15 protein-coding genes and 1 riboswitch are annotated in these 11171 nt (G+C 73.1%); of the genes, 7 read left to right on the forward strand and 8 right to left on the reverse strand.

Annotation, left to right across the window (positions count from 1 at the left end):
- Positions 1-160: 160 nt before the first annotated feature.
- From AB0K37_RS36335 to AB0K37_RS36350, 4 genes are all read right to left on the reverse strand, one after another.
- The gene (locus tag AB0K37_RS36335; RefSeq protein ID WP_363989100.1) at positions 161-802 is read right to left on the reverse strand and encodes a VOC family protein; all 642 of its coding nucleotides are present in this window, start codon (positions 800-802) and stop codon (positions 161-163) included.
- A complete protein-coding gene (locus tag AB0K37_RS36340; protein ID WP_363989103.1) occupies positions 715-1281 on the reverse strand; it encodes a hypothetical protein in 567 nt (188 codons plus the stop codon). The genes AB0K37_RS36335 and AB0K37_RS36340 overlap by 88 nt, the downstream gene beginning before the upstream one ends.
- Positions 1282-1559: 278 nt before the next feature.
- Entirely contained in the window at positions 1560-1733 is a 174-nt protein-coding gene (locus tag AB0K37_RS36345; protein WP_363989106.1) for a hypothetical protein, read from the reverse strand.
- Positions 1734-1853: 120 nt separating this feature from the next.
- Positions 1854-2819 carry a helix-turn-helix domain-containing protein gene (locus tag AB0K37_RS36350; RefSeq protein WP_363989109.1) on the reverse strand — a complete coding sequence of 322 codons (966 nt, stop codon included), beginning with the start codon at positions 2817-2819 and terminating at the stop codon, positions 1854-1856.
- Positions 2820-2942: 123 nt separating this feature from the next.
- Here AB0K37_RS36350 and AB0K37_RS36355 point away from each other — a divergent pair, with 123 nt between their 5' ends.
- The 3 genes from AB0K37_RS36355 (at position 2943) to lexA (ending at position 4768) form a co-directional block, all read left to right on the forward strand.
- Complete coding sequence (locus AB0K37_RS36355; protein ID WP_363989111.1) at positions 2943-3368, forward strand: LPXTG cell wall anchor domain-containing protein; 426 nt, start codon at positions 2943-2945, stop codon at positions 3366-3368.
- Positions 3369-3377: 9 nt separating this feature from the next.
- Complete coding sequence (locus AB0K37_RS36360) at positions 3378-4043, forward strand: DJ-1/PfpI family protein (protein ID WP_363989114.1); 666 nt, start codon at positions 3378-3380, stop codon at positions 4041-4043.
- Between the two features lie 62 nt (positions 4044-4105).
- Positions 4106-4768 (forward strand): transcriptional repressor LexA, encoded by a 663-nt coding sequence (lexA, locus tag AB0K37_RS36365; protein WP_363989117.1) that lies wholly within the window; start codon positions 4106-4108, stop codon positions 4766-4768.
- Between the two features lie 24 nt (positions 4769-4792).
- Here the strand turns inward: lexA and AB0K37_RS36370 are convergent, their stop codons facing one another.
- Together AB0K37_RS36370 and AB0K37_RS36375 are read right to left on the reverse strand one after the other, a co-directional pair.
- Complete coding sequence (locus AB0K37_RS36370) at positions 4793-5332, reverse strand: YciI family protein (protein ID WP_363989120.1); 540 nt, start codon at positions 5330-5332, stop codon at positions 4793-4795.
- A 25-nt stretch (positions 5333-5357) separates the two neighbouring features.
- Positions 5358-6689 carry a cytochrome P450 gene (locus AB0K37_RS36375; RefSeq protein WP_363989123.1) on the reverse strand — a complete coding sequence of 444 codons (1332 nt, stop codon included), beginning with the start codon at positions 6687-6689 and terminating at the stop codon, positions 5358-5360.
- Positions 6690-6817: 128 nt separating this feature from the next.
- Between AB0K37_RS36375 and AB0K37_RS36380 the strand changes: the two genes are divergently transcribed.
- Positions 6818-7606: an SAM-dependent methyltransferase gene (locus AB0K37_RS36380; RefSeq protein WP_363989137.1), complete on the forward strand. Its 789-nt coding sequence runs from the start codon at positions 6818-6820 to the stop codon at positions 7604-7606.
- A 93-nt stretch (positions 7607-7699) separates the two neighbouring features.
- Here AB0K37_RS36380 and AB0K37_RS36385 read toward each other — a convergent pair whose 3' ends face one another.
- Entirely contained in the window at positions 7700-8545 is an 846-nt protein-coding gene (locus AB0K37_RS36385) for an LLM class F420-dependent oxidoreductase (RefSeq protein ID WP_363989126.1), read from the reverse strand.
- A gap of 45 nt (positions 8546-8590) precedes the next feature.
- Positions 8591-9502 (reverse strand): class I SAM-dependent methyltransferase, encoded by a 912-nt coding sequence (locus AB0K37_RS36390; protein ID WP_363989129.1) that lies wholly within the window; start codon positions 9500-9502, stop codon positions 8591-8593.
- Between the two features lie 218 nt (positions 9503-9720).
- Positions 9721-9781: riboswitch (cobalamin riboswitch) on the forward strand.
- A 59-nt stretch (positions 9782-9840) separates the two neighbouring features.
- On the opposite strand from AB0K37_RS36390, the gene AB0K37_RS36395 reads away from it, so the two are divergent.
- The 3 genes from AB0K37_RS36395 to AB0K37_RS36405 all read left to right on the forward strand — a co-directional run.
- Positions 9841-10026: a CbtB-domain containing protein gene (locus AB0K37_RS36395; protein ID WP_179835852.1), complete on the forward strand. Its 186-nt coding sequence runs from the start codon at positions 9841-9843 to the stop codon at positions 10024-10026.
- Between the two features lie 11 nt (positions 10027-10037).
- Entirely contained in the window at positions 10038-10832 is a 795-nt protein-coding gene (locus tag AB0K37_RS36400) for a CbtA family protein (protein WP_363989132.1), read from the forward strand.
- A 19-nt stretch (positions 10833-10851) separates the two neighbouring features.
- Positions 10852-11171 (forward strand): histidine phosphatase family protein (locus tag AB0K37_RS36405; RefSeq protein ID WP_363989134.1); only part of this gene is annotated, 320 nt, incomplete at its 3' end.

Raw genomic sequence — 11171 nt, forward strand, 5'->3', positions numbered from 1 at the left:
CAGGTCGTCGGCGACCGGCCGGTGGCTCTGCTGCGACTCGCCGAGGTCCCCGCGGACGAGGTTGCCCATGTAGGTCGCGTACTGGACGGGCAGCGTCCGGCAGCTGGGGACGGGCGCGAGCGGCACCGCCGGGGACGCGACCCGAAGCGAGGAGTGAGCGTCAGGGGGCGGGGACGTCCACGGGCGGGGTGCCGTGCGTGTGGAAGGATTCGATGGTCTTCAGCCCCCACGCCTGGCCCTTGGCGCGTTCGGCCTCGGTCCAGGTGACGGTCCTCCAGTCCGGGGCCAGGATGAGGCGGGCGCAGGGGTTGCACAGCTCGATCCGGTTGCCTCCCGGCTCGTAGAGGTAGAGGAAGAACGTCTGCTGGATGGCGTGCTTGTGGGGGCCGGTCTCGATGAAGACATCGTTGTCGAGGAAGATGTCGGCGGCCCGCAGGATGTCCTCGCGGGTGTCGGTGGCGAACGCGATGTGGTGCAAACAGCCGTTGGCGCCCGTCCAGTCGCGCGTGTAGACCAGGTCGTAGGACTTGTTGGTGAAGGTCAGCCACCGGGCCCCGATGGTGCCGTCGTCCAGCCGGATCTGCTCGGTGGGGTGCCCGCCGAGGACGTCGCGGACGAACGCGGTGCTCGGCTCCACCTCTGCGGCCAGGAAGTTGACGTGGTCGAGGCGGCGGACGCAGACGCCGAGGGCAGGGTAGGCCTGCGCCTGGTTCTTCAGCGACGGCCGCAGCTCCGGCGGCGCCTCGTACCACTGCGACTCCCAGTAGATCTCCAGCTCGTGGCCGTCGGGGTCGCGGAACACGTGGTGGGGCCGATGCCGGGGTCGCCGTCCCGCCAGCCGACGCCGAGGCCCGCGTCCTCGATCGCCGCGACGCGCCGGTCGAGTGCCTGCCGGGAGGACGCGCGCAGCCCGGTGCGGCGGATGCCGGAGGTGGTGTGCGCGGTGAGCTTGAGGATGTGGTGCCCGTAGTCGTCCCAGGTGCGCAGGTACACCGAGTCGCCCTCGGCGCCGACCTCGGTGAGGCCCATGACCCGGGTGAAGAACCAGAGGCTGCGGTCCGGTTCGGGGGTCAGCAGCTCGACGTGCGCGACGTGCGCGATCTCGTGCTTGACGCTCATGCGGAACTCCGGGGGGAAGACGGTGCCGTCGAAGAGCTTGCGGGCGGTGCGGACGATGCCGACCCGGCGGGCGGCCGTTTCGATGAAGCGCGGGGCGGGCCGGGCGGCGAGCTGGTCGCGCTCGTCCGGGAGGCGCCCGAACCGCCCCCGCCGCTTCCGCACGCGGCGAGCGAGAGGGCGGATGCGGCGGCCGCGCGGATTCTGATCACGAAGCTTCTCCAGGACGGTCGGGGGCGCCGCCGGGCACCACCGGCGTGCCGGCGATGCTACGAATCCGCGAACAAGATTGTCAACAATTTCTACGTGAGATTAGCCGCATGGATTGCATGCCAGATTGTCTGTATTTGAGCCGCCCGCCCGCGCACGCGAACGGCGCCGACCTCGTACTGCCGAGGTCGGCGCCGATGCCGGGCGTCCGCCGGAGAGAGCCGCGCCGGGAGTCAGGAGGGGTCGGACGCGGTGAGCGGCGAGCGGGCGGCCTGCGTGGGCGAGGTCGCCGCGGTGAAGGAGGCGTAGCTGGTGGCGGTGGAGGACGGGAGGCCGCCCGCCTGGTCGCCGGCCGGGTCCTCGGGCACGTGTGACTGGTCGCGGTGCGGCTGGTCTGAAGGTGGCATGTCTCGTCTCCCGAGGCGAAGCAATCGGTCCGCTCGCTACCGCCCCGACCCCGATCTAAACATTCCCCTGGTGCCCGAGGTGCTCGATCGCACGAAACCGCGGAGGCGGACCCTTCCGGCTCACCGGGTGGTGCTCTGCGTGGCGCGGTAGTGGGACGGGGAGACTCCGTACAGGCCGCGGAACGCCTGGCGCAGCGCCTCCTCGCTGCCGAAACCGCAGCGGGCCGCGATGGTCTCCACGGTCAGCGCCGTGCCGGTCAGCAGGTGCGCCGCCGCCTCGCCGCGCGCCCGGCGCACGAACCGCCCCGGGGTCATGCCGAGCTCGGCCAGGAACAGGCGGGCCAGGTGGCGCTGGCTCACCCCCGCGCGGGCCGCCAGCGCCGCCGTCGACAGGTCCGCGGCCGGGTTCCCGGCGATGTGCGCGACGGCGTCCTGGACGAGCGAGTTGCGCGCCGAGGGCGCGGTGAACATGCTCATCTGCGCCTGGTTGCCGGGCCGCTGCAGGTACGTCACCAACTGCCGCGACACGCTGCGGGCCAGGTCCGGGCTCACGTCGGCCTCGATGAACGACAGGGTGAGGTCCAGGGCCGCGGTCACGCCGGCGGACGTGCAGACCTTCCCGTCGGACACGAAGATCGGCCCGCTGTCGAAGTCGACGGCCGGGAACCGGCGCGCCAGGAAGTCGGCGTGCTCCCAGTGGGTCGACGCCCGCCGTCCGTCCAGGAGCCCGGCCGCGGCGAGGACCCCGGCGCCGGTGCACACCGACGCCACGCGGCGGGACTCCAGGCCGAGCCTGCGCACGTGCGCGACGAGCCGCCCGTCCTCCATCGCGTCGACGAAGCCGATGCCCCCCGACACCACCAGCGTGTCGAGCGGCCCGGCGGCGCGCTCCAGCGACTGCTGCGCCTGAAGCGTCAGACCCGTCCCGGTGCGGATCGGCCTGCCGCCCGGCGAGGCCAGGGAGACCTCGTAGACGCCGCGCCCGTTCAGGAAGTTGGCCACCTGGAGCGCCGAGACGACGCAGGCGATGTCCAGCAGTTCGGCCGCCGGGTAGCCCACCACGAGGACGCGACGCAGTTCGTGCATACCGTCACGGTATTGCGCGGCACGACATCTATCACCTATGTCCGATAGACGGCCACCCCAAGTTTTCGGACCTGCCCGCGCCCGGAACTGGCGGACGGGTCCCGGCACGCCGAAAGTGTCGTCATGGCTACCACGTCCCGCGCCCTGGACCTCGATTCCCGGGCCACCGCGCACCCGCGCACCGCCTGGCGGCGGCTCACTCTGCACTACGTCGAGATGGTGCTCGCGATGTTCGCCGGAATGCTCGTCTTCGGCGGCCTTCGAGCGCTTCTCGGGCTCACGGTCGCGTTCGACGCGCATCCGGGCGCCCACTACCTGCTCATGGCCACCGACATGGCGGTCGGCATGGCCGCCTGGATGCTCCTGCGCCGCCACGGCCGGGCCTGCACGCTGGAGATGTGCGCCGCGATGTACGTGCCGGCGGCGCTGGTCCCGCTCGTGTGGGCCGGCGTCATGAGCGGGATGGCGTTCATGACGGCCGCGCACGTGCTGATGATGGTCGCGATGCTCGCCGTTCTGCTCCGGCGCCGCCGCGAGTACTGCCACTGAGCCGCCGCCATGACCACTTCCGACATCACGGTCGTCGTCCCCCTGTACGACCGCTTCACCGCCCTCGACGTCGTCGGCCCGTACCAGATGCTGGCCCTCACCCCCGGCGTGCGGGTGGTGTTCGCCGCCGAGAAGGCCGGGCCGGTGCTCGACGACTGCCGCACCCTCCGGTTGACCGCCGTCGGGCTCGACGAGGCGCCGCGCCCGGACGTCGTGGTCGTCCCCGGCGGGCCCGGCACCGTGCACGTGCTGGAGGGTGCGCTCCCGGCCTGGTTGCGCGAGGTCCATCCCACCACCCGCTGGACGACCTCGGTGTGCTCCGGTTCCCTCATCCTCGGAGCGGCGGGCCTCATCGACGGGCTGCGCGCGACCACCCACTACCGGCACCTGGACAAGCTCCCCCTGTTCGGCGCCGTTCCGGCTCAGGAACGCGTGGTGGTCGAGCGCGAGGCGCGCATCGTGACCGCCGCCGGCGTCTCCAGCGGGATCGACATGGCGCTGCGGCTGGTGGACTTCCTCACCGGCACGCGCACCGCCCAGGCCGTCCAACTCTGGACGGAGTACGACCCGCGGCCCCCGTTCGACGCCGGCTCCCCATCGCGCGCGCCCGAGGACGTCGTGGAACTGGCCGCAGAGTTCGAGGCGGCGGCGCTGGAGGCCGCGATGCGCTCCTGAGAGCCGCCACCGCCGCGCGTCCCGGCCGCTCCGCCGGCCGCCGCGCCCCTACAATTCCGTGGGTGACCGCCTACAGTGATCTCGACCCGTTCGGGGACCTGGACGCCTCCGCGCTGCCCCCGCGCCAGCAGAGGATCCTGGCCATGATCCGCGACTGGGCGGTCAGGTACGGGTACGCGCCGAGCACCCGCCAGATCGGCGACGCCGTGGGCCTGCGGTCGCCGTCGTCGGTGTCGCGCCACCTGGCGAGCCTGGAGGACAAGGGCTTCCTGCGGCGGGGCGACGCGGTGGCCCGGCCGATCGACGTGCGCGCCTTCCTGCGGGAGGGCCCGGCGCGGGAGCCCGGCGGCGGCCAGGTGACCGTGCCCGTGGTCGGGGACATCGCCGCCGGCACGCCGATCCCGGCCGAGGAGCACGCCGACGACACGCTGCTGCTGCCCCGCGAGCTCACCGGGCGCGGCACCGTCTTCGGCCTGCGCGTGCGCGGCGACTCGATGGTCGACGCGGCGATCTGCGACGGCGACATCGTCGTGGTCCGCCGGCAGCCCGAGGCCCACTCGGGCCAGATCGTCGCCGCGATGATCGACGGCGAGGCCACCGTGAAGGTCTACCGGCGCCGCGACGGGCACGTCCTGCTCGAACCCCGCAACCCCGCCTACGACGTCATCGACGGCGACGAGGCCGCCGTCCTCGGCGTCGTCGTGTCGGTCCTTCGCAACGTCTGACCCGGGGGCCGGGGGCCGGCGAGGTCAGCGGCGTCCGCCGAACTCCCACTGGTGGACCTCGACGGCGGCGTAGCGGTCCCGCGTGAGGACGGCGCGGGCCGCGTCCGCGTCCGCGGCGCGGAGCAGGACGGCCGTGCCGAGCCAGGCCTCGCCGTCGTCGGAGAGCAGGGGGCCGTAGGCGATCAGGTCGTCGTCCGCCGGGACGTCGAGGTCGGCGCCCTCCCCCTCGCCCAGGCCGATGACGAGGAAGCGGTCGCCGCCGGTCCGGCCGCCCGGGAAGTCCCACATCGTGCGGCCCAGCGCGTTGCGCCACCGGCGCACCATGACGTCCCGGTACGCGCCCGCCTGGTAGTTGGGCTCGTCGAAGGCGAACGCGCGGGCGGCGGCGGGGTCGGGCAGGTCCACGATGTGGACGCTGCCGGTGGGGACCTCGCCGACGAAGGTGGGGCCCCGGGCGATCAGCTCCTTGTCGTACCGGTCCATGTAGGACCAGTGCTGCTCCCCCAGTTCCTCGCGGAGCCCGATCGAGCCTGCACGGTCACGGTGGTAGCAGAAGAACTCCATCCGGTTGTTCTACCACCCGCGGGGCTCAGGCGGACTCGCGCGGGGTGACGGTCATGTGGATGTCCTCGGCGGCCCAGAGGACGAAGCGTTCGATGGGCGTCACCGTCTGGCCGGGCGCCAGGCGGAAGGCGAAGCGCTTGAGCAGGACGGCCAGGACGAGCTGGGCCTCGACCGTCGCGAGCGCGGCGCCCTCGCAGCTGCGCGGGCCGATCCCGAAGGGGATGTAGGCCAGGCGCGGGCGGCCCGCCGACGCCTCCGGCGCGAACCGGCCGGGGTCGAACCGCTGCGGGTCGGGCCAGTAGTCGGGGTTCGTGTGCACGGCCCAGAACGGGTAGAAGACGGTCGTCCCCGCCGGGACGGTGTACTCGCCGAGCACGACGTCCTCGGTGGCCTCCCGCGCGCCGTAGGGTCCCGGCGGGTACAGGCGCATGGTCTCCCGGAGCACCATGTCCAGGTAGGTCAGCCGCCTGAGGTCGCCGTACTCGGGGACGGACCGGTCGCCGAGCACGCGGTCCAGCTCCTCGGTGACGCGCTCGGCGGCGTCCGGGTGCCGGGCCAGCAGGTACAGCGTCCAGGAGATGGCGACGCCGGTGGTGTGGTGGGCGGCGAGCATCGTCATCAGGACCGTGTCGCGGATGCGCGCTGGGGACTCGCCCGCCTCCGCCAGCGCGGCGATCAGGTCGCTGCGCCCGGCCGGCGCCGAGCCGCCGCGCTCGCGGTGCGCGGTGAGCACCTGGTCGACGGTGGCGCGCAGGTAGGCCAGGGCCTCCTGGGCGCGGCCCCCCGGCCCGTCCCCGGCCTGCCCCATGTACTCGGTGAGGACGGTCTCGAAGGCGGAGACGACCCGCGCGGCCGATTCCGGGGACTCCAGGCCGCTGCCGAGCGCGTACTGGCAGATCATGCGCAGCGACAACTCGCTCAGGTCCCGCTGGAGCGCGACGGGGCCGTCGTGCGCCTCCCAGCGGTCGGCCATCTCGGCGGCGAGCGCGGTGAAGCGGGCGAAGTGCGCCTCGTGGGAGGGGCGACCGGCCAGCACCGACAGCATGACCCGGCGCCAGGGGCCGTGCTCGTCGGCCGGGATCGTCTGCAGGTTGCCCGACTCCTGGAGGGGCGCCAGGAACTCGAACAGCTTCTCCGGCCGCTTGTTGATCTTCGCGGTGGCCTCCAGCAGCACCGGGTCGGCCACCGACACCGCCAGTCCCGCGCCGGGCAGGGGGAACCGCACCACCGGCCCGTACTCGGCGTGCAGCCTCAGCTGGTACTCGTGCAGCCCGCCGGCCTCCGCGATGGCCGCCGCACCGTCGTCCCGCGCGGGCGGACCGGGGATCGGCGATGGGGTTCCGGCGTCGCTTCGCATTCGCGCCCTCCGCGTCGGCATCGTCGTTTCGGTTGTTTCCGAGTTGATCGCAATGCTTACATGTCCCGGGTAACTTCGCGACATTTCCCAGACCGGAGGTCGCGTCGCCGCGAACCGGGGAGAGGACGCTGGACACCGTCGATCCGCACACGCCGAACGTCCCGCGGATGTACGACTACCTTCTGGGTGGAAAGGACAACTACGCCGCGGACCGGGAGGCCGTGGAGGAGGTCGTCAAGCACGCTCCCGACACCCCCTTCATGGCGCGCCAGAACCGCGCGTTCCTGCGGCGCGCGGTGCGCTTCCTCGCCGAGTCCGGGATCCGGCAGTTCATCGACATCGGCTCGGGTCTGCCCACCCAGGGCAACGTGCACGAGATCGCCCACCAGGTCGCGCCCGACTCCCATGTCGTGTACGTCGACATCGAGCCGGTCGTGCTGGTCCACGGGCGGGCGCTGCTGGCCGGGACGCCCGGGGTGACCGTCATCCAGGGCGACGCCCGCCGCCCGGACGAGATCCTGGCGAACCCCGAGCTGAAGGGGCTCATCGACTTCGACCGGCCGGTCGCCGTGCTGATGCTGGCCGTGCTGCACTTCATCGGCGACGGCGACGACCCGCCCGGGATCGTGGCGCGGCTCCGCGAGGCGATGGCCCCCGGCAGCCACCTGGCGGTGTCGCACGTGACCGGCGACTTCGACGCCGACAGGAGGGTCCGGCACGCGGGCGCGGTGTACGAGCGGGCCACGTACCAGATCACCCTGCGCAGCCGCGCGGAGGTCACGCGCCTGTTCGACGGTTTCGAGCTCGTGGAGCCCGGACTCACCACCCTGTCGATGTGGCGCCCCGATGCGGGCACGGTCGTGCCGCCCCGCGCGGACCGCCAATGGTGCTATGCGGGAGTCGGCCGAAAGCTCTGAACGGCGCGTTCGCGCCATTGTCTACGGCATTTCGGACGAGTCAGACAAAACACATTAAAGGCCCTGGCGAATGCGCCGCCCGGCCCGGCCGCGTCACAGGCCGAGGCGGGCGGCGTGGCGGGCCAGGAAGGCGACCACCTCGTCGGCGGGCCGGTCCGGCAGCCCCCACATGATCTCGGTGACCCCGGCCTCCTCCCAGGCGGCGACGTCCTCCGGCGAGGGGCGCGCCGCGGCCAGGACGCAGACCTCCGGCCGGCCCGCGCGCCCCGCGTCCGCCCAGGCCGCGTGCAGGGCGGCGACCTTGGGCAGGATGTCGCGCTCGGTCGGGGTGGTCATCCAGCCGTCGGCGTGGGCGGCGATCCACGCGAGGGTCTTCGGTCCGCCGCCCGCGCCGATCAGCAGCGGGACGTGCGGCTGGACCGGCTTGGGCCACGCCCAGGACGGCCCGAACGAGACGAACTCCCCCGCGTAGGAGGCCTGCTCCTGCGTCCAGAGCGCCCGCATCGCCTCCACGTACTCGCGCAGCACCGTCCGGCGCCGGTCGGCGGGCACGTCGTGGTCGGCGAGCTCGTCGGTGTTCCAGCCGAACCCCGCGCCGATCGTGACCCGGCCGCCCGACAGGTGGTCGAGCGAGGCGACGGTCTTGGCGAGCGTGATCGGGTCCGACTCCACCGGCAGCGCGACGGCCGTCGCGAGCCGGATCACCGAGGTGACGGTGACCGCGGACGCCAGCGCGACCCAGGGGTCGAGCGTGCGCGCGTAGCGGTCGTCGGGCAGCGTCTCGTCGCCCGTCCCGGGGTGCGCGGCCTGGCGCCGGACCGGGATGTGCGTGTGCTCGGGGACGTAGAAGGTGTGGAACCCGTTCTCCTCGGCGGCCTGCGCGGCGGCGGCGGGCGTGATGCCCCGGTCACTGGTGAAGAGCACGATGCCGTGTCGCATGGCGCCGATACTAGAACGTGTTCTATCGACGTGCCGAGGGCGGGGCTAGGACCGGCGGCCGCCGCGCAGGGCGCGCGGGAGGGCGGTGGCCGCCCGTCCCAGCCTGAAGCTGACCGAGCCGCGGACGGCCTCCAGCTCGCCGCGCGCGCGGGCCAGCCTGTCCTCCGCCCGGGCGAGCCGCTTCTCCGCACGCGCGAGCCGCTCCTTCAGGCTGCCGACCTCGTTCGGCGGGCGCGTCGCCCCCTTGCCCTTGACGCGGACGAGCCGGCGCCCGGCGACCTGCTGGACCTCGTGCCAGGCGTCGTCCCGCGCCGCCAGCCACTCCAGGAGGTCGTCCTGGACCGCGTCGGCGTCGCCCCAGGTGCCGTAGAGCTTCTGCGTGGTGACGCAGATCGGGCGCAGGCCGTCGGTGGCCACCGACTCCCACACCGCGGCGGAGACCCCCGGGGTGTGCTCGGACCGGTAGTCGTCGCACACGATGAGGCCCCCGGCCGGGAGCAGCACGTGCGCGGCGCGGATGTCGGCGTGCACGTGCTCGTACAGGTGGGACGCGTCCACGTGCACGAACCGGCAGGTCTCCGGCTGGACGTGGTCCAGGATCAGCGAGGTCGGGCCCTGGACGATCTCCGGAAGCCGGTCGTGGAAGGCGCGGTAGTTCGACTCGAACGCCCGGCGGGTCAGGGTGGAGTAGGACCCCCGCATCTCCGCCTGGTTGGAGTCGTCGGGGGCGTCGGTGTCGAACAGGTCGCACACGGTGAAGGTCTCGCCCTCCCGCAGGTGGCGGCCCATCAGGATGGCGCTCTTGCCGAGGTAGGAGCCGAGCTCCACCAGGTCGCCGCGCTCGCCGAGCCTCTCCTGGCGTTCCAGGAACCAGGTGAAGAGCAGCTGGTCGATCTTCGGGAACCACCCCTTGACCTCGTCGAGGGAGGAGGGCGGGCCGGTCTCTTGGGTGATCATGTGGGGAGCTCCAACGTCGGTCGTTCTCGGACGGCGGGGGACGCGAGACGAAAATCGCCATGATAGGTGAGTCGCTCTTCATGGCAACAAAGCCGGATTTCGGTCCCTTGCTGGCCGTGTATCCGGTTCAACGGGCGGGGCGGGGGCGGGGCCGCGCTGTTGACAGGGCGATCGGCGGGCCCGTAGCGTTCGGCTGATTCACGGTTGCCCGAGGGAAATCCGGTGAGATGCCGGTGCGGACGCGCCACTGTATCCGGGACGACGATCCCGGGAGCCAGGTCGCTCGGGTGATCGCGACCTCATTGTCCGGGACGCGCAAGATCCCCTACGGAGGCTCCGTGAGCACGCTGTCGGCTCGCCACATCCCCCTTTCCCACCTCGTTCCCTGGCTGCTCGCGGTGCCCGCGCTGCTGCTCCTCGGCTACCTCGTCCTGATGGACAACGGCGCCGTGTCGCAGACCGGCGGCTACCTCCACGAGCTGATGCACGACGGGCGGCACCTGCTCGGCGTGCCCTGCCACTAGACCGCCGCGTGGTGCGCACCCTGCTGGTCAGGGGCCTTCTTCTGGGCCTGCTGGCCGGTCTCGTCGCGGGCGCCTTCGCCTTCGCGGTCGGCGAACCCCGCATCGACGACGCGATCGCCCTGGAGAAGGCCGCCGCCGTGCACGAGCACGGCGCGGCCGCCGAGCCCGAGTCCGCGGCACACGGGCACGAGGCAACACACGGGCACGAGTCCGGAACACACGAACAGGAGTCCGGAACACACGAGCACGGCGAGGAGGTGGGCCGGGGCACGCAGAAGGCCGGGCTCTTCCTCGCCACGGGTCTCTACGGCCTCGCGGTGGGCGGCGTGTTCGCGCTCGCCTTCGCGGGGCTGCGGGGGCGCGTCGGGCCGCGCTCGGACGCCGCGCTGGCGCTCGCCGCCGCCGGGACGGCCTTCGCCGCCGTCATCGTCGTGCCGTTCCTGAAGTATCCGGCGAACCCGCCCGCGGTGGGCGACCCGGAGACGATCAACACCCGCACCCTGCTGTACCTGGCGATGATCGGGGTGGGGCTGCTCTCCACCGCCATCGCGGTGACCACGGCGCGCAGCGTGCGCGGCGGGCCGTGGGCGCGCTGGCCGGCGGCCGTCCTCGCGTTCGTCGTCCCGGTGGCGGTGGCGTCGGTGCTGCTGCCGGCCGTGGACGAGGTGCCGGACGGGTTCCCCGCCACGCTGCTGTGGCAGTTCCGCCTCACCTCGCTCGGGACGCAGCTCGTGTTCTGGGCGTCCTTCGGAACCCTGTTCGGGTGGTTCTGCGACCGGGCCGCCCGGGCCCCGGCGCCGTCGTGAGCGGGCCGCCCTGAGCGGCGTGCTGTTCGTCCGGCACGCGACGTCGGCGGGAATGCGGCAGGCCCGCTTCCCCGCCGACCCCGCCGCCGACCCGTCCGGCCTGGCGAGGGCGAGGGCCCTGTCCGGGGCACTGCCGGACGGGGCGGCGTGGACGTCGCCCGCCCGCGCGGCCCGGGAGACCTGCGCCGCGCTCGGCCTCGACGCCCGCCCGGTCGCGGCGCTCGCCGAGGCCGACCACGGCTCCTGGGCGGGGCTCCGCCTCGCGGACGCCGATCCGGACGCGCTGGCCGCCTGGCTGACCGACCCGGACGCCGCGCCCCACGGCGGCGAGAGCCGGTC

This window comes from Actinomadura sp. NPDC049753 (assembly GCF_040674655.1).
Lineage (GTDB): Bacteria > Actinomycetota > Actinomycetes > Streptosporangiales > Streptosporangiaceae > Spirillospora > Spirillospora verrucosospora.

What these genes read in the sequence shown, in the direction of transcription:
- AB0K37_RS36345 (WP_363989106.1), bottom strand. Translation starts at nt 1,733, where the DNA reads ATGCCACCTTCAGACCAGCCGCACCGCGACCAGTCACACGTGCCCGAG.
- AB0K37_RS36350 (WP_363989109.1), bottom strand. Translation starts at nt 2,819, where the DNA reads ATGCACGAACTGCGTCGCGTCCTCGTGGTGGGCTACCCGGCGGCCGAA.
- AB0K37_RS36355 (WP_363989111.1), top strand. Translation starts at nt 2,943, where the DNA reads ATGGCTACCACGTCCCGCGCCCTGGACCTCGATTCCCGGGCCACCGCG.
- AB0K37_RS36360 (WP_363989114.1), top strand. Translation starts at nt 3,378, where the DNA reads ATGACCACTTCCGACATCACGGTCGTCGTCCCCCTGTACGACCGCTTC.
- AB0K37_RS36370 (WP_363989120.1), bottom strand. Translation starts at nt 5,332, where the DNA reads ATGGAGTTCTTCTGCTACCACCGTGACCGTGCAGGCTCGATCGGGCTC.
- AB0K37_RS36375 (WP_363989123.1), bottom strand. Translation starts at nt 6,689, where the DNA reads ATGCGAAGCGACGCCGGAACCCCATCGCCGATCCCCGGTCCGCCCGCG.
- AB0K37_RS36385 (WP_363989126.1), bottom strand. Translation starts at nt 8,545, where the DNA reads ATGCGACACGGCATCGTGCTCTTCACCAGTGACCGGGGCATCACGCCC.
- AB0K37_RS36390 (WP_363989129.1), bottom strand. Translation starts at nt 9,502, where the DNA reads ATGATCACCCAAGAGACCGGCCCGCCCTCCTCCCTCGACGAGGTCAAG.